General features: G+C 68.3%; 12 protein-coding genes and 6 pseudogenes. 11 read left to right on the forward strand and 7 right to left on the reverse strand.

Annotation, left to right across the window (positions count from 1 at the left end; translation table 11 throughout):
- Positions 1 to 22: 22 nt before the first annotated feature.
- The 6 genes and pseudogenes from OG395_RS52875 to OG395_RS58875 form a co-directional block, all read left to right on the forward strand.
- Positions 23 to 306: pseudogene (locus OG395_RS52875) on the forward strand (zinc ribbon domain-containing protein); the annotation flags it as partial.
- Between the two features lie 137 nt (positions 307 to 443).
- Positions 444 to 1,187 (forward strand): VOC family protein, encoded by a 744-nt coding sequence (locus OG395_RS52880; RefSeq protein WP_327241390.1) that lies wholly within the window; start codon positions 444 to 446, stop codon positions 1,185 to 1,187.
- A gap of 423 nt (positions 1,188 to 1,610) precedes the next feature.
- Entirely contained in the window at positions 1,611 to 2,282 is a 672-nt protein-coding gene (locus OG395_RS52885) for a DUF4232 domain-containing protein (RefSeq protein WP_327241389.1), read from the forward strand.
- A gap of 588 nt (positions 2,283 to 2,870) precedes the next feature.
- Entirely contained in the window at positions 2,871 to 3,338 is a 468-nt protein-coding gene (locus OG395_RS52890) for an SRPBCC family protein (protein WP_327241388.1), read from the forward strand.
- 566 nt (positions 3,339 to 3,904) lie between these two features.
- Positions 3,905 to 5,491, forward strand: a complete 1,587-nt coding sequence (locus tag OG395_RS52895; RefSeq protein WP_327241387.1) for a Na+/H+ antiporter — start codon at positions 3,905 to 3,907, stop codon at positions 5,489 to 5,491.
- Positions 5,492 to 5,539: 48 nt separating this feature from the next.
- Positions 5,540 to 5,766, forward strand: a pseudogene (locus OG395_RS58875) (hypothetical protein); the annotation flags it as partial.
- Here the strand turns inward: OG395_RS58875 and OG395_RS52900 are convergent.
- The 6 genes and pseudogenes from OG395_RS52900 to OG395_RS58885 form a co-directional block, all read right to left on the reverse strand.
- Complete coding sequence (locus tag OG395_RS52900; protein ID WP_327241386.1) at positions 5,744 to 6,292, reverse strand: oxidoreductase C-terminal domain-containing protein; 549 nt, start codon at positions 6,290 to 6,292, stop codon at positions 5,744 to 5,746. The pseudogene OG395_RS58875 and the gene OG395_RS52900 sit on opposite strands and share 23 nt — an antisense overlap.
- Before the next feature lie 179 nt (positions 6,293 to 6,471).
- Positions 6,472 to 8,145 (reverse strand): annotated as a pseudogene (locus tag OG395_RS52905) (IS200/IS605 family accessory protein TnpB-related protein); the annotation flags it as partial.
- Positions 8,138 to 8,713: an IS607 family transposase gene (locus OG395_RS52910; protein WP_327249234.1), complete on the reverse strand. Its 576-nt coding sequence runs from the start codon at positions 8,711 to 8,713 to the stop codon at positions 8,138 to 8,140. The gene OG395_RS52910 and the pseudogene OG395_RS52905, both read right to left, overlap by 8 nt.
- Positions 8,714 to 8,860: 147 nt before the next feature.
- Positions 8,861 to 10,015 carry a Gfo/Idh/MocA family oxidoreductase gene (locus tag OG395_RS52915; protein WP_327241385.1) on the reverse strand — a complete coding sequence of 385 codons (1,155 nt, stop codon included), beginning with the start codon at positions 10,013 to 10,015 and terminating at the stop codon, positions 8,861 to 8,863.
- A 210-nt stretch (positions 10,016 to 10,225) separates the two neighbouring features.
- A pseudogene (locus OG395_RS58880) lies at positions 10,226 to 10,818 on the reverse strand (Tn3 family transposase); the annotation flags it as partial.
- Between the two features lie 54 nt (positions 10,819 to 10,872).
- A pseudogene (locus tag OG395_RS58885) lies at positions 10,873 to 10,953 on the reverse strand (hypothetical protein); the annotation flags it as partial.
- Between the two features lie 295 nt (positions 10,954 to 11,248).
- Here OG395_RS58885 and OG395_RS52930 point away from each other — a divergent pair.
- The 5 genes and pseudogenes from OG395_RS52930 to OG395_RS52950 form a co-directional block, all read left to right on the forward strand.
- Positions 11,249 to 11,737, forward strand: a complete 489-nt coding sequence (locus OG395_RS52930) for a (2Fe-2S)-binding protein (RefSeq protein WP_327241382.1) — start codon at positions 11,249 to 11,251, stop codon at positions 11,735 to 11,737.
- 1 nt (position 11,738) lies between these two features.
- Positions 11,739 to 12,719, forward strand: a complete 981-nt coding sequence (locus tag OG395_RS52935; RefSeq protein WP_327241381.1) for an FAD binding domain-containing protein — start codon at positions 11,739 to 11,741, stop codon at positions 12,717 to 12,719.
- Positions 12,716 to 14,908, forward strand: coding sequence for a xanthine dehydrogenase family protein molybdopterin-binding subunit (locus tag OG395_RS52940; RefSeq protein WP_327241380.1), 2,193 nt, complete (start codon positions 12,716 to 12,718; stop codon positions 14,906 to 14,908). The genes OG395_RS52935 and OG395_RS52940 overlap by 4 nt, the downstream gene beginning before the upstream one ends.
- Positions 14,909 to 15,026: 118 nt before the next feature.
- On the forward strand, positions 15,027 to 15,515 hold the full coding sequence (locus tag OG395_RS52945) for an XdhC family protein (protein ID WP_327249738.1): 489 nt from the start codon (positions 15,027 to 15,029) through the stop codon (positions 15,513 to 15,515).
- 80 nt (positions 15,516 to 15,595) lie between these two features.
- Positions 15,596 to 15,769: pseudogene (locus tag OG395_RS52950) on the forward strand (XshC-Cox1 family protein); the annotation flags it as partial.
- Between the two features lie 159 nt (positions 15,770 to 15,928).
- On the opposite strand, the gene tnpA reads toward OG395_RS52950, so the two are convergent.
- Positions 15,929 to 16,357, reverse strand: a complete 429-nt coding sequence (gene tnpA, locus OG395_RS52955; RefSeq protein ID WP_327241366.1) for an IS200/IS605 family transposase — start codon at positions 16,355 to 16,357, stop codon at positions 15,929 to 15,931.
- Between the last annotated feature and the right edge of the window lie 26 nt (positions 16,358 to 16,383).

The raw sequence follows: 16,383 nt of genomic DNA on the forward strand, positions 1-16,383 counted from the left end.
GAAGCAGGCCGCGACGTCGACGGGCAGTTTCCTGCCCGGCGGGGCCGCGGCCAAGGCCGGGCTGAACCGCTCGATCGCTGATGCCGGATGGGGGTGTTCCTGGCGATCCTCACCGCCAAGGCAGCATGCGCCGGACGGGAAGTGATGACGGTGGACCCCCGCAACATCTCCCGGCGGTGCCCCGTATGCGGGCACACCGCCAAGGAGAACCGGCCCACCCAGGACAAGTTCCACTGCGTCTCGTGCGGCCACCAGGCACACGCGGAAACGGTGGGCGCCCTGAACGTTCTACGGGCCGGGCTGGTCCGTCGCGAAGCCCAACCGGCACAGCGAGAAACCCCCACCTTCGGGTGGGGGAGGAGTCACTGCGCTGGTCAGAGAGTTGATCTCTGTTTGGCGACGGTTCCTGCGTCGTTGCAGACCGGGTGCATAGGATCGCCGGCATGGCACTGCGACCTGTTCAGGTGAACATAAAGGCTCTTGATGACTCGGCGGTCGGCCGGTTCTGGGCGGAGGCGCTCGGCTGGAGTGTTTCCAGCGAGGGACCCGGCGTGACCAACGTTGAACCCGGCGGCGGCTTCGTTTGGCCGGACCCGGTGGCCGTCTGCGTCGACGTCGTTGCCGTCCCGGAAGCCAAGACGACAACAAAGAACCGTGTGCACCTCGATCTCGCCACCACCTCTGCGGCCCATCAGGCGGAGTTGGTCGCGCGCCTTCAGGCTCTCGGTGCGACGCCCGCCCACGTGGGCCAGGGCGACGTGCCGTGGACGGTCCTCGCCGACCCGGAGGGTAACGAGTTCTGCGTGCTGGAGCCTCGGGAGATCTACCGGGACACCGGGCCGATCGCCGCGGTGGTGGTCGACTGCGTGGATCCGCGGGCCATGGCCCGGTTCTGGGGTGAGGCGATGGACTGGACTCTGCACGAGGTGACTGACGATCATGCGGTATGGCGCTCCGCCAAGGGTGTCGGCCCGTATCTCGAGTTCCTCCGCACCCCCGGCGTGAAGACCGTGCCGGACCGCGTCCATCTTGACCTGCTGCCGTACCCCGGTGACGACAAAGCAGTGGAGGTGGCCCGGCTGCGGGCCCTCGGCGCCACCGACCTCGACCTCGGCCAGGGCGACGTCCCGTGGACGTGCCTGGCCGACCCGGAGGGCCACGAGTTCTGCGTCCTCGGCCCGTCCTGACGCGGAGCCTCAACGACACCCCGACACGTGAGCCCTGTCTGCTCATCCGCCATGACCCCGGGTGGGTGGGGCTGTGGCGTCTCGGTCGATTCGGGCGGCGAGAGCCCCCGTGCCGGGGACGACATCAGCTCGCTCGCCGACCACAACACTCAACTCGCCAACTGAAGTGCCCAGGTAAAAGAATTGAGCCGAAGCACGATAGTTGTCACCAAGGCAGGCGTGTTGTCACCAGGACCACCGAACGGGCCGCACTGGACTGACCCCGGTTCTTCCACTTCGTGATCATGTCACCGGTCTGCGACAGCGATGTCCTGGAACGAAGACGCCGGGTCTCCTCGGCTCCCAACCCCCTCATAGTGATCAAGCAAGCACCAAGAAGCCGAAACCGCTTCGGCCTCAACCACTGATTACCAAGGGGATTTCATGTCCGGCAACGGTCGCAAGACCTTTCTCGTCTCCGCAGTCCTCGTCGGCGGCGCCATGCTGATGACGGCGTGCCAGGATTCGGACGCGGCCACGGACACCGGCGCTGCGCAGGGTTCTTCGTCCCCCACTCCGGCCGGCAACGCGGTCACCCCGTCCGGCTCGTCGACCGCGGGCAGCAACCAGGGCACCGGCAAGGGCTCCGACGCGACGGGCAAGGGAACTGCGGACGGGTCCGGCGCCGACACCGGCAACGGCGAGCGGGAGCCGGTCGGGCAGAGCTGCGGCGCCAACGACATCTCCTGGAGCACCAGGTCCGAGACCCAGGCCGGCGGATACATCCTGATCATCGCGAAGGCGAAGTCGGGGATCACCTGCTACCTGCCCGCCGCGCTTCCGACCGTGGCGTTCGGATCCGACGGCACCGAGGCGGGTCCCGCGGAGCAGACCTCCGGCAAGCAGATCAAGCTGAGCGGGAGCACCACCGCCTACGCCGGGGTGAACCCGAAGACCACCAACGCAAACGGTGGCAAGGAACTGGACAGCATCATCGTCGCCGTCGGTGACGACGACCCCAACCCGGTTTCCCTGCCGGTCGGCACCATCACTGTCGATCACCCGATCGTCACCAACTGGCACACGACCCCGACGGACGCCGTTCCCTTCAACTAACGGACCCGCAGCTCGTGACCCATGCTGGTGACGCGCAGCGTGTTCGTAAGCACTTCTTTGGGGTTCTGGCACACGTTCCGTGAGCGATCTCGAGTCCGGCCTCACCGGACCCCGGTGACGCGTGGTCCGCGCAGCTCACATGACGCGCGCGCCTCCTGCTGGCGAGAACCAGCAAGATCTTTCACGGAATGTGTGCCAGAACCTCCTTCGGGCTCCACCGCACGGAATGGAAGTGGCTCCAGGGCATGAGAAGTTGATCTGGCTCCACTCTGCGCTCATAGCGATGCGGCGGATCTTGGACGTTGGACAGGGTCCGGTGGGAGGTGCGGGGGATGAGCTTCCGGCCGGCGGCGTACGCCGTCTTCAAGGGATAACCATGAAGCCCGCCACGCCGCTCACCTCACCCGCCGCGCCCGATAGTCGACCACGGTTCTGGCACCGAGCGAGGGCACCAGCACCACACCGCCTATCGAAGCGGTCGTGGTCACCTCTGTGCGCATCGAGACAGTCATCCGGTTGCGAGCGCGCACCTACGCCGCCCTCGCCGTGGAGCACGCAGAAGGCCCTTCCTGGCCATAGACTCGCGCCATGGCCAGGACTGACCGTGCCAGCCGGGTTCTCGCGGCACCACCAGCGACCGTCTACGGAGCCCTCCTCGACCGGGAGGCCATCGAGGCATGGCTCCCGCCCGACGGCATGCGCGGGCACATCGAGCGGTGGGACCCCCGGCCCGGTGGTGGGTTCCGGATGGTCCTCACTTACCTCGACCCCGCAGACAGCCCCGGCAAGACCTCGGCGGCGGAGGACATCGTCGACGTCAGATTCACCCAGCTGGTACCACCGGAGCGTGTAGTGCAACAGGCGGTGTTCGAGGCCGACGACCCCGCATACGCGGGCACCATGACGATGACCTGGGACTTCGCCCCCTCCAGCGAGGGAACCGAGGTGACGGTCACCGCGGCGGACGTGCCACCAGGCATCAACCAGGCGGCCCATGAAGCCGGGATCGCCTCCTCATTGGCCAACCTGGCGTCATACGTCGAAGCAAACGCCTGAACCGAGCACCGGGACCCGCCACGACCGGAACTCCACTTCGTGGGCACCTTCGTCGGGATTTCAGTCTGACTGACGGCAGCCTCGAAGAGCCGGTTCGAGACGTTCACGGAGACTCGCAGGATCACCGCCCATCCGACGCCAGCCGCGTATCCCTTCCGGTGCCCCGAGGACCGGGATAGGTGAATGTCGCGCATCATCGGATGACCGGTTCAGCTCCGAAAGGATCTGACATGCCCCACCGAGAGCGGGTGCTCTACCAGGGCATTCGAAAGTACTGGTCGGTTTCAGGACCCGTGAGGTCGTCGACGCGCTCGCGCCCGACTCCGCCGCGCTGACCGAACTGCGCTGCGCGGGCCTCCTGGTCCTGGACGACCGCGCCGCGGACGGGTCACAGTTCCGGGCCCCTCAAAGCGGGGCCTGAACCAGGGGCGGGTGCGCCGCCGGAACGACTGCCGCGCTCTGGACGGTCGCGGCTGCATGTCGGCTGCATCACCGCTCGAGGTCGGTTACGTTGATAAAGCACCTGGTCAGAGAGGGAGCAAGTCGTAGCCCACTGGGGGCGTTCCGTGACCGGCCTGACCGTCATCCTGCTGCTCGTGGTCCTGGCCACAGCCGTGACGACCGGTGCTCGGCGCTGGAGCATGCCCGCCCCTTCGCTCCTGGTGATAGCCGGTCTGATCGTTGGGTTGATGCCCTGGGTTCCCGAGGTTCGCCTGCCGCCTCATGTGATCAACGTGCTGGTGCTGCCGCCACTGCTCTTCGCCGCGGCCGGGGAAATCTCTGTCCGCGACCTGCGCACCGTGTGGCGGCCTGTGACCGGCCTGGTCTTCGGGCTGGTCCTCGCGTCGGCCATCGCTGTCGGGTACGTCGCCCAAGCGATCACACCGCTCACCGCCGCAACCGCGTTCATCCTCGGCTCTGTCCTGGCCAGCACCGACCCCGTGGCCGTTTCCGCGCTCGGCCGGCGCCTGTCTCTCCCACCGCGCGTGCAGGTGATGGTGCAGGCGGAAAGCCTGTTCAACGATGCCACGTCCCTGGTCCTGTACAAGGTCGCCGTGGCCACCGCGGTTTCCGGCAGCGCCCTCACCGTGTCCGGAACCGTCGAGCAGTTCCTGATCCTTGCAGGCGGAGGAGCCCTCATCGGCGCAGTCGTCGCCGGAGTGGTGACCCTCATCCGCAGACGGACCGAGGACCCCGTGCTGGAGACCGTCATCGCGTTGGTCACTCCGTACGCCTCGTACGTCATCGCGGAGGATTCGCATACCTCCGGCGTGACTGCCGTCATCGTGTCCGGGGTCGTCCTCGGCAGCGCCGGCCACAAGCTCAGCAACGCCCCCATCCGCCTCCAGGTCCACGCCGTCTACGACACCGTGACCTTCCTGCTGGAGAGCGTTGTCTTCGCTCTCATCGGCCTCGAGCTCCCCTCCGCGGTCCGCCAGCTCGCGCACGACGAGCATGGCTGGCCGCTGTGGGTCCCGGTGATCGTCTTCGCTCTGCTGGCTATCCGCCTGCTGTGGATCTTCCCGCTGTCCGCCCTGATCCAATACCGGCGCAGGGAGGGTGACGGTCGCCTCTCCTGGCGCGTTCCAGCCGTCTTGTCCTGGGCAGGCACCCGAGGCGTCATGCCGCTGGCCGCCGCACTCTCCATCCCCCTGGCCACCCACACAGGGGCGCCGCTGCCGCACCGGGCCCTCATTCTCGTGCTCACCACCGGGGCCGTCGCGCTCACTCTCATCTTCCAGGGGTTCACCCTCGCCCCTGTCGTCCGCCTCTCCGGCATCGCTCTGGAGCCAGAGCACTCCGCGCGCGAGGAGGCCCGGACCCGCCGACACCTTGCAGAGGCCGCTCTCGAAGAGCTCAAACAGCTTGGCGATCTGGATCAGCTCGCGGATCTGGGTGCAGCCGCCGATGCCGCCCTGAAGCAGGCCCGTCGCCATTTGGAAGCGCGTATCCACCAGGTTGAAGATGCCCACTACAGCGACCCGGACGCCCGTCCTGTCGATGCCTACCGAGAGATACGTCGGACACTCATCGCCGTTGAGGCGGCCGAGCTCCAGCGCCTCTACGAAGCGAACAAGATCAGCAACGCCACCCGGCGTCGGATCCTGCGGGAACTCGACCTCGAAGAAGCCAGCCTCCGGGACCGCGGCTGACTGCCAGTCCCGGTACCGATCGCGGAACACGAGCATCGTCACCCCTAGAACCGGATCCTGGCCGCCCGCGCGACGGGACTGCGCAACCTGCCCCCGCACGTGGCACTGCCCAGAACAAGGTCTGGGCAGTGCCGTGCAGATCGCGCTCGACCTGCTGGCCAATCATCGGCCTCGCCCGCCACTGGGCCTGGACGAGCCAGATCACCACTGCTCTCGATCGGCTCGCTCTCCTGCTGAACCTCGGCTTGCGGGTCAGTTCAGGGTTGCCGGGCTGAGTGCGGGTGTGGCCGCGAAGGCGGCCCACGATGCGCGTTCGACGACCAGGCGGCGCAGCGTGCGTACCTGGCGCGGGGCGTTCCAGCCGAGTACGCCGACCACCCTCCCGTGGTGACCGTAGGCGGCGGCGAAGTGGCCGTCCGACGGGTCGCCGTAGACGATCTGCATCTCCGCGTCCGGCGGGAAGATCCCGTACGCCTGGATCCTGATGTCGTACTGGTCGGTCCAGAAGTAGGGCACGGGAGCGAACGGAGTTGCGTCGCCGAGCAGGTTGCCGGCCGCGGCCATGGCCTGTTCGGTGGCGTTCATCCGGTGCTCCAGCCGCATGCGGGTGCCGAAGTGTGCACTGGGCCAGGAGGCGACGTCGCCGGCGGCGTAGATCCGGGGTGCCGCCCGGCAATACGCGTCGCACTCCACTCCGTCTTCCAGGCGCAGGCCCGAACCTTCCAGCCAGCCGGTCGCGGGCGCGGCGCCGAGGGCCAGGACGACGTCGGCCGGCAGCGTGGTGCCGTCGCCGAGGTCCACTCTGGGGGGCCTCGCAGGTGGGTGTCCTGCCCGCGCGGTCGGGTCCGGCCTCTCACCTGAGGTCATCGCTCCGAGGACTCACTCACGCCTGAACAAGCCGACCTTCGCGAACACCTCCAGGCCCAGGTACAGCTCGTCATCACCTCGGGCAAGAACCAGGGCAAGCACCGTTCCTGGCCAGTGTGCATGAGTGAGTCCTGGACCCACTGCTGCGTACTGGGCGCATCCCGAACGGTTTTGGATGCACTGGGTTCCCGCGTTCGCTTCCCGCTCGGCGACGGCCCTCCAGGGGGCCGGTCCGTTGTGGGTGGGCGGGTTCCCTCACGCCCCCGGTCACCTTGATCGGTCTGGACGGTCCGATGCCCTGCACGATCGCTCCGGTCGTGCGGGGGCGGTGCCGTCCTTCCCCAAGCTCTCAACTACGTTCGAGCAGGGGATACCCCATCCCGGATCGGGTGCCCGAGGGCGCGTCGTCCGATCGCGATGCCCGCGGCATCGTGACGGGACATCTTTCGATGCGCGGTGGCCAGCGGCTTCTGCCAGTGCTGACCACCCCACAAAGTGGTGTAGGCCGGGTCGACCGCGACAATGCTCAGGCCGTGTTCGGCGGCCATTGACACCAGCCGGGCCTTGAGTTTCCCGGTCGGGATGCCGGAGATGAGCTGCCGGAACCGTTTCCTGCGGCCGTGTTTCTCGCGGGTCTTCTCGGTGGTGAAGTCGAGGTCTTCGATGCCGATCGCGGCGACACCGACTCGCTTGGCCCAGTGGATGAGCCGAGTGAGGGCGTGGCGGATCTGCGCGTCGCGGTGACTGGCGGTCCCGGACAGGTCGTAAGGGAAGCGGCGCGGGTCACCGGCTGGATTGCCGTGCCGGTCCAGGTGGTAGGCGGCGAAGTGGTCGGCGTTGGTGTCGACGCCGATCATGCCCCGGGCGCGGGCGGTGGCCAGCGGGATGGTCTTCACGACGGGGCGTTGCCAGGATGCGGTGAGGTACCAGCGGCCGCGCTCCGTATCGAGGTGGATGCGGTAGGCGACGGCCCGGTTCGCGGCGATGCGGTCGGCCCACTCCGCGCCCCGGTGCGCGAACGCCACAGTGGAGGTGAGGACGTAGCGGCCGTGCCCGGCGTTGGCCAGGTGCGCGAGCGGGGCAGGCAGCCTGATGCTGACTTCGCCGTCCGGGGTGACGCGGATCGTCTCGTTCCCGAACCCCTTTCCCGACTCACCGTCCGCAGCGATGAACCAGCGCTCCGCCTCCCAGCGTTCCCGCCACTGGTCTTCGGTGAGCTGGGCCTGGGTGAGGTGGTGGCGGGTGTTGAGGAGACGTTTGCCGCCCCGCACCACACGAACCCGTCCGGCCTGCCACTCGGCGACAGCAGCAGCATGCCGATCTTCCAGCATCGCGAGACGGCGGGACTTGTGGAACCACTCACTCCGGGAGCGGTAGCCGCCCGCGACCCGCTTCGTTCCGGGCGCCCCGACCGGGAGGGACAGGCGGTGCCGCAGCGTTCTGATCCCGGCTTCCAGTGTCTGGATGTGTGCTGCCTGGCAACGGCGTGCGAGCGCCCACTGATCGTGTGTGGCCTTGGTGATCGCACCCGCGATCCGCGACGACGACAGCGGCGTCAGGTCCCGCTTACGCGTGGCCCACGTCCGAGCGCTGTGATCGTGGCCGTCCGCACAGCGTTCCTTGAGATCACGCGAACACAGACGGCCTTGGTGCTCACCGACCGCGCGGAGGACTCTCCCGTCCTGGGATGTGAGGTGCCCCAGCCGGTCACGTATTGCCACACCTGTGGGTCCGACGGCGACGAACGGCGGGGCGATGGTGCGCAATTGGTTCTTCGACTCAGCCATGCTCGGCAGCTTCCAAGGCTTTCCTCGCCCGGTTCTTCGCCGAACGGCGCCCGTACAGGCGGGCACAGAACGAGGTCAGCACCTCCACCATGTCCCGCACCAAGTCGTCTTCGAGCTCCCCGTCATCCAGCACAACCAGACGCCGGTCCGCGGCTTCGAGTGCCGCTTCGACAAGCTCGGTGTTCATTCGGCCGAGCCGGTCACGGTGTTCGACCACCACGGTGGTCACGTCCGGGTCGGCCAGCAAACGCCGGGCCCTGACGCGGGAACCATTCATACCTGACCCGATCTCGGACTCCACCCGCACCACCCGGTGACCCGACTGCGCGGCCCACCGCGACAGCCGAGCCACCTGGCGCTGGAGATCACCCGTCTGGTCGCGCGAGGAGACACAGGCACACAACCCGACACCGCCGACCGTTCCAGGCACCGCAACGGCCTCCACATTTACCAGAATCGTCCGAGGCCCGACCCGCTGAGCCGGCACCGGCAACGTGCCCTCACGAAACCAGCGATACGCCGTCTGCGGATGCACACCCTGCACCCTCGCCCACTCCGTCAGATTCACACCCTGAACAACGCACTCACCAAACTTAGTTACGCACACTCGAACGGCCTCGAAAGCCAACAGTTGCTCACCCCTCGGTCGCCACGGCCTACCGCATCCTCGCCGAGGGCGAAACAGTCGAGCTCACGACCTGACTCGCTTCGGGGTCTACGCGCCTTGCTCTGTGAGTGTGACCTTTCGGCCCGTGCGCGCCGCCTCTCGGATCCGCTCCAGCATGCGGTGTCGCCGGACGGCGTGCCGGAAGTCGGGAACGCCGTCCTCGTCCGGCGCGAGGCTCCCGGTGATCTGGTCGCGCAGAAGCGCGTACTCGTGGGCGACGTTGCAGGCGGGCTCGGCGGATCGCTCGGTCCATTGTGTCAGCGACCGCTGATAGCGGGCGGGAACCGGGAGTTCGGCCAAGGCGCCGTCCTCTCCTCGGGCGCCGTACAGCCGCAGCCGCCCCTGGAACCACAGAGCCTGGTCGGCCTTGACGACGAGATCGCCCTGGGTGCCGTTGATCTCCCAATGAAACGCGGTGGCGCGTGACGTCCCACCGCGGATGTGCATCGTGGCCACGGCCCCCGACTCCAGCACACCGGTGACGGCGATCTGGTCCTCTGCGCTCTTGGCCGCGACCGCCCCGCTCGTGACGTGGGTGACCTCCGGGCGCAGGTTCTCGATGTGAGCCGACACCTCGCGGAACTCCCCGAGCACCATGGTCAGCGCGTCGACCGAGTGCCCGAAGGGGATCGACATCAGCGTGGCGCCGCTCGTGACGTCCAGCACGTATGCATGGCTGTCGTCGTAAGTGGCGCCCCCGATCCAGCCCGATCCGAGCATGCTGGTCGACAGCACCCGCCCCGCGTAGCCGTCGGCGACCAAGTCGCGCAGATACCGAAGCGGCGGAGCCGACCGGGCCTGCAGGCCGACAGCCGTGAGCACGCCCCTGCGATGCGCGAGGTCGGCAAGTTCCTCGGCCTGCGCGAGGTCGGCACCGAGCGGCCATTCGCTGAACACCGTCTTCCCCGCTTCCAGCGCGGGTCGGATGAGCTCCAGGTGATGCGGAACCTTCACCGTCACCACCACGAGATCGACCTCCTCACTGCGGGCGAGCTCCTCTGTGCTGCCGAAGGCGAGCGGCACCGCATACTTCTCGCCGGCCGCACGCGCCGACTCGGCGCTGCTGGCGCTCAGCGCCCGCAACTCGTATCCGTCGAGCCCGGCCAGCGCCGGCACATGCGCGGTCGCCGCCCAACCACCGCTCGCGCTCAGCCCTACGACACCGACACGAATCAGCTCCCGATGAGGGGAAATGGACATCATGTACACCCCAACATTCGCGACCGGCTGTTCTCTCACCTCAAAACGGCCCATAGCCATGGAGGACACGGTCTGAGTATCGCGTTCAGCCACATGCCGATTGGTTCGCCGTTCGTCAACGGCACCTCAACTCGGAGAGTTCGCTCCGCCGCGCCCCGCCCTGCGGCTCGTCGGCGCCTCCTGCCGCGATGCTCTCGGCGTAACGTGCTCCTTGACCCGCCGTCGCGACAGCGCAGGGAGCCGGCGGACCGCCTTCAGGATGCGCTTGCCGCCCAGGGCGGCGCCCAGCGCATTCGACTCGTCCAACAGCGACACGAACGGGCGCACGGTGTTGTAGCGCAGGGCCAGCTCCTCGCGCATCGCCGCCTCGGCCGACCCGTCGTCCTCCGGTACCAGGGCCTCGACCCAAGCCACCGAGCCGGACACGGCCTCGCGCGGCACGGCCTCCTCCACCGCCGCCCACAGCGCCGCGACATCCAGGTTCGCGTCATGCTCGGCGACCAGGTCCAGCTCCTCGGCGAGGATCTTCGACGCCTTCGCCAGGATGCGGGCTGCCTTCTCCAGCTGCGGCAGCACCGCCAGGCGCTCCTTGTCCGACGCCCGCCGCGCCGGGCGGTCGGCTGAGTGGCCATCAGCAGCACGAACAGGTCCAACGCGTCCTCGACCGCCTGGGCCTCCCGATTGCGCACCACCGCCGTCAGCAGCGCCGTCTTCCGCGGCTCCGGCGCCCGCTCGATCGTCTGCGCCTTGCTCAGCTGCCCGTACCGAGCCGGCGTGTTCAACCGGTTCACCGGCACCCGGGACAACGTGCCGATGTAGCGGACGGTGCCGATCTGCGCCGCCACCTCCAGGCGGTGCCCGTCGGACCGTCGCAGCACAATCAGGTCGCGGTCGTCGTCATCCAGGAAGAAGAACCGCTCCAGCTCGGGGCGCGTCGGCACCTCACCGAAGGCCCCGTAGAGCGGCCTGCGACTGTCGCCGGTGCGTACGGTCAAGTCAGGGGCAGCGGTCCGGGACCCGTGACTACTGGGCCGCGACGGCCGGGCTGCGGTCTGCTGGCTTCGTGGCAGCAGCGAAACCGCAGAACGGTCCTCTCACGTCAGCCGAAACACCACCACATGTCAGCAAGGCAGCGAGTCACCGGCATCCGAGTCCGTCATAATATGCGCATATTGCTCATTCGTTGCGAAAAATGCTTCCTTCCTAAGATCTGCTGCCCTCCCCAGGAGCGATGCAATGCCGAATGAGAGTCTCATCCCGGAAACGACACTCACCTTGCAGGTCAACGGGACGACCACGCAGGTGACGTGCGATGCGCGCACGACCCTCCTCGATCTTCTCCGCGAGCGGCTTCGGTTGACCGGGGCGAAAAAGGGATGCAACCGGGGCGAGTGCGGTGCCTGCACCGTCCACCTCGACGGGCGCCGGGTCAACGCCTGCATGGTGCTGGCTGCAAGCACCGACGGCTCCGAGGTGACAACCGTCGAAGGACTCGCCCGGGACGGCGAACTGCACCCCGTCCAGCAGGCATTCATCGACGCGGACGCCCTCCAGTGCGGGTTCTGCACACCTGGTCAGATCATGTCGGCCGTCGGCTGTATTCAGGAGGGCCATACCGGATCGAACGATGAGATCCGTGAATGGATGAGCGGGAACATCTGCCGCTGTTCCGCATACCCGCAGATCGCCGCCGCCGTCGAGGCAGCAGCCGGAAAGGGGCGGTGACATGCACCCGTTCACCTACGTACGAGCCGAGTCCCTGCCCAGCGCCCTGGACAGCGCGCGTACCGAGGACACCATGTTCCTCGCCGGCGGCACCGAACTGCTCAACTGGGCGCGGATCGGCATCGAGTCGCCGAGCCACCTGGTCGACATCGGCCGCCTGCCCCGGCTGCACGAGATCACCTCCACCGGCGACGGCCTGCACATCGGCGCGCTGGCCCGGCTCAATGACGTGGCCCAGGACCCGCGCGTCGAGACTTCGTACCCGGTGCTCTCCCAGTCCATCCTCAGGGCGGCCTCCGCGCAGCTGCGCAACCTGGCCACCATCGGCGGCAACCCGGTGCAGCGCACCCGGTGTCCCTACTTCCGCTCCAACGGCCCGGTGGCCTGCAACAAGCGTGTCCCCGGCTCCGGTTGCGCGGCTCTGCATGGCGCGAACGAGCGGCTGGCCATCTTCGGATGGACCGAGGACTGCGTGGCCGTACAGCCCTCGGACCCCGCCGTCGCTCTCGCCTGCCTGGACGCGGAGATCATCACCGAGCACGTGGACGGCGGACGCAGGATTCCGGCGACCGAGTTTCACACCCTGCCTGCCGAGGACCCGTCGGCGCACAACGTGCTGCGCCCCAGCGAGCTGATCACCGGCATTGAGATCGGCGCGCCCGCGCCCAAGTCGGCGTACGTCAAGGTGCGCGAACGCCAGAGCTACGAGTTCGCCCTCGTGTCGGCCGCCGCCGTCGTCGAGGTCCAGGACGGCGTGATCTCCCGCGCACGGCTGGCCCTCGGCTCCGTGGCGCTGCGTCCCTGGCGCCTGTACGACGCAGAACAGGCACTGGTCGGCCTGCGCCCCGGTAGCCCCGAGGTGATGGACGCCGTGACCTCCGGATTCTCGGCCAGCCGCCCGCTGTCCTCGAACGCGTACAAGATCCCTCTCGCCCGCAACACCGCACTGCGCGCCCTCGAACTGGCCCTGGAGGCAGGATGACCGGCATGCGTGGCGTGACCAGGCAGGACGGCCCCGCCAAGGTCACTGGAGCAGCGATGTACGCGGCCGACTACAACGCCGCCGACCAGCTGTATGCGGTCCTGGTCGGCGCGACGATCACCACAGGCCGGGTCGCCGGCTACGCCGTCGAGGCGGCGCAGCGGGAGCCGGGCGTCGTCCACGTGCTGACCGAGCTGCCCACCGTCGACAAGGCGTTCGCCGCCCTGCCGAGCCCTCCGCTCGCGACCCGTTTCCTCCCTATGCAGGGGGATGTCGTCAACTACTGGGGCCAACCGGTGGCCATGGTCCTGGCCGATTCCCTGGAAGCGGCAGAGGGCGCGGCGGCGCGGGTACGGGTGTCGTACGAGCGGGAACCATTCATCAACCCAGACACGGCCGTGGCCGTACCGCCATCGCCGGAGAGCGGCTACGGCATGCTCGACGCACTGGAGTTCCGTAAGGGCGACGCGGCCGGCGCGTTCGCGGAGGCGCCCGTGCGCGCGGCCGGCACCTACACACAGCCGTCCCGGCACGGCAACCCGATGGAACCGAGCGCAATCGTCGCCGAGTGGCACGACGGCCGGCTGACAGTCCACGACTCCGTCCAGCACGTGTACGCGGTGCGAGACGCCCTGGCCGCGACCTTCGGCATCGCCTCCGACAAGGTGCGGGTGATCGCTCAGCACACCGGCGGCGGCTTCGGTACCAAGGCGTTCATCTGGCCGCACGAGATCCTCGCCGCCCAGGCCGCCAGGGCCGTCGGCCGGCCGGTGAAGCTGGTGCTCACCCGCCAGGACATGTACAGCATCGTCGGCTACCAGCCGCTGATGGAGCACCGCGTCTCCCTGGGCGCCAACGAAAGCGGCGAACTCCAGGCGGTCGTCCACGAAGTCGACAACGTCACCGCCATCACCGACGACTATGTCGAGTTCGGCTCCGTGCCCTCCAAAGCGCTGTACGCCTCCCCGAACATCTCCACCAGCCAGCGGGTGCGGCGCGGCCACATCAACCTGTCGTCGTTCATGCGTTCCCCCATCGACGGCCCCGGCACCTGGGCGCTCGGCTCCGCGATGGACGAACTGGCCCACACCCTGTCCATGGACCCGCTGACGCTGCGTCTGGTCAACTACGCCGAGAGCTACCCCGCCGACGGCACGCCCTGGTCCTCGAAGAAGCTCAGGGAAGCGTACGAGGAGGGTGCCCGCCGCTTCGGCTGGTGGGACCGGCCCAAGGGCGGCACCCGCGACGGGCACTGGCTCATCGGTTGCGGCATGGCCGACTGCACGCAGGGCCAGTTCCGGTTCACCTCCAACGCCCGGGTGCGGATGCGGGGCGACGGCACCGCAAAGGTCGAGGCCGGCTACACAGACATCGGCGCGGGCTCCACCACGATCTTCCCGCAGATCGCCGCGGAGACCCTCGGCATCGACATCAGTTCCGTCAAGGGGATCTCAGGCGACACGGACCTGCCGTACGCCGGTCCTACCTACGGGTCGGGCACCACGATCGCCATGGGCACCGCTGTCCACCTGGCCGCCAACGACGTCCTGCGCCAGCTCGCCGACGTGATGTCCTGGCCGACCGATGAGGTGCGCGCCGACTCCGGCGCCCTCACCTGGCGCGACCAGCGTCGGCCATACGCCGACATCCTGCGCGCGGCTGAGTTCGACGAGGTGGTCGGCAACGGCGAGATGGTGCTGCCCGGCGGCGCATCCGCCGACGCGGGAGCGCCTGGTGTCTCCTTGCGCACCTTCGGCGCCATGTTCATCGAGGTAGGTGTCGACCCGGACCTCGGCCTGCTGCGGCTGCGCCGCGCGACCGGTGTCTACAGCGTCGGCGCGGTCGTCAACGAGCGCACCGCCCGCTCCCAGTTGATCGGCGGACTGGTGTGGGGCTGGGGCATGGCAGCCATGGAGGCCAGCCACTTCGAGCCGAACCTGGGCCACTGGCTGTCTCAGGACCTCGCCGGGGTGCCCCTACCGGTGAACGCCGACATCCCATCCCATATCGACATGTCCTTCGTCGACGAGTTCGATCCGCATGCCGGGCCGCTCGGCGCCAAGGGAATCGGGGAGCTGTCCGCCACGGGTATCGCAGCGGCCGTCGCCAACGCGGTGTTCGACGCGACAGGGCGGCGGGTGCGGGACCTCCCGATCACGCCCAAAAAACTCCTGGATCCCCGTATGTGAGCTCCGGGCACGGCCCGGACAAGACACCAAGCCCCGGAGGAAAAAGGTGCTGGACATCGCAGCCGAGGCGCTGCCCGGATGAAGCGTGCGAGCCGAACCCTCCGCGGTCGCCGCTGTGGTGTCGACCAGCGGCAGCGCGCCGCGTCCGGCTGGCACGGCCATGGCCGTCGACGCCGTTGGCAAAGCGGTCGGCAGCGTCTCTGGCGGCTGCGTCGAGGGCGCGGTGTACGAGCTGTGCCAGGAGGCGCCGGCTGGGCGCGGCCCCTCCCTGGAACACTTCAAGTACACCGAGGATGACGCCTTCGCCGTCGGGCTCACCTGCGGCGGCGCCTCGACGTGTTTATGCAGCGCGTCGTACCCGACGAGCAGCCGGAGATCGCGGCGGCCCTGGCAGCGACGGTCGCCTGCGAGTCCGTCGCCCTCACCCAGGTGGTCTCCGGCCCCTCCCACCTGCTCGGACGGGCCATGCTGGTACGGCAGGGCAGGGAAGCACCGGGCACTCTGGACGGCGGAGGCCTCGACCGCTGGGCCGCACACAAGGCGGGCGCCCTGCTGGGCGCGGGCGTTACGGGCCTCGTCCACCATCTGTGCGGCGACGAGACCGTAACGCTGCTGGTCGAGTCGCAAACGACGGCGCCCGGGCTGCTTGCCTTCGCCGCCGTCGACTTCGCCGCCGCGCTCACGCGCGTGGGCGCCCTCCTCGGCTACCGGGTGACCGTGTGCGACGCCCGCCCGGTCTTCGCCACACCGGGGTGGTTTCCCGCGGCCCACGACGTAGTGGTGGACTGGCCGCACCGGTACCTCGCCGCGACACCGACCGACGCCAGGACTGTGGTTTGTGTGCTCACCCACGACGCCAGGTTCGACATACCGCTGCCGACCAGAGCACTGCGGATGCCACTGGGGTACGTCAGCGCCATCCCTGATCTTGCGTGGGTATCCCCGGCTTCAGTCGGGGAGGGAAACGCATCCTTGGTCCGGAGGCGCGAGGCGCCGGAGTTCGCTGTGCCTGGGGGATGGTCAGGCAGGCCGCTTCTGCTCTTCGATGTACTGGCGGATCATGGTCAGCGGTGCGCCGCCGCAGGATCCCGCGAAGTAGGAGCGGGACCAGAACACCGATCCCATGCCGATCCGGTTGATTCGCCCGGTGTACTCCGCTCGCAGGTACCTGGAGCTGACGCCCTTGAGGCTGTTGATCAGCTTCGACAGGGCGACCTTCGGCGGGTAGTGCACCAGCAGGTGCACATGGTCGGCTTCGCCGTTGAACTCCCGCAGCTCCGCCTCGAACGTGCCGCAGACCTCGCGCATGATCTCCTCGCACCGCTTCAACATGTCGTCATCGAACACGCCGCGCCGGTACCTGGTGACGAACACCAAGTGGGCATGGAGGTGGGAGACGACGTGGCGACCGGTACGAATATCGGGGTTTGGTTCCCATCGTGGTGACACACGCCAAGCGTAGTATGATCTCCGAA

Origin of the sequence: Streptomyces sp. NBC_01320 (assembly GCF_035974375.1) — a bacterium.
GTDB lineage: Bacteria > Actinomycetota > Actinomycetes > Streptomycetales > Streptomycetaceae > Streptomyces > Streptomyces yanii.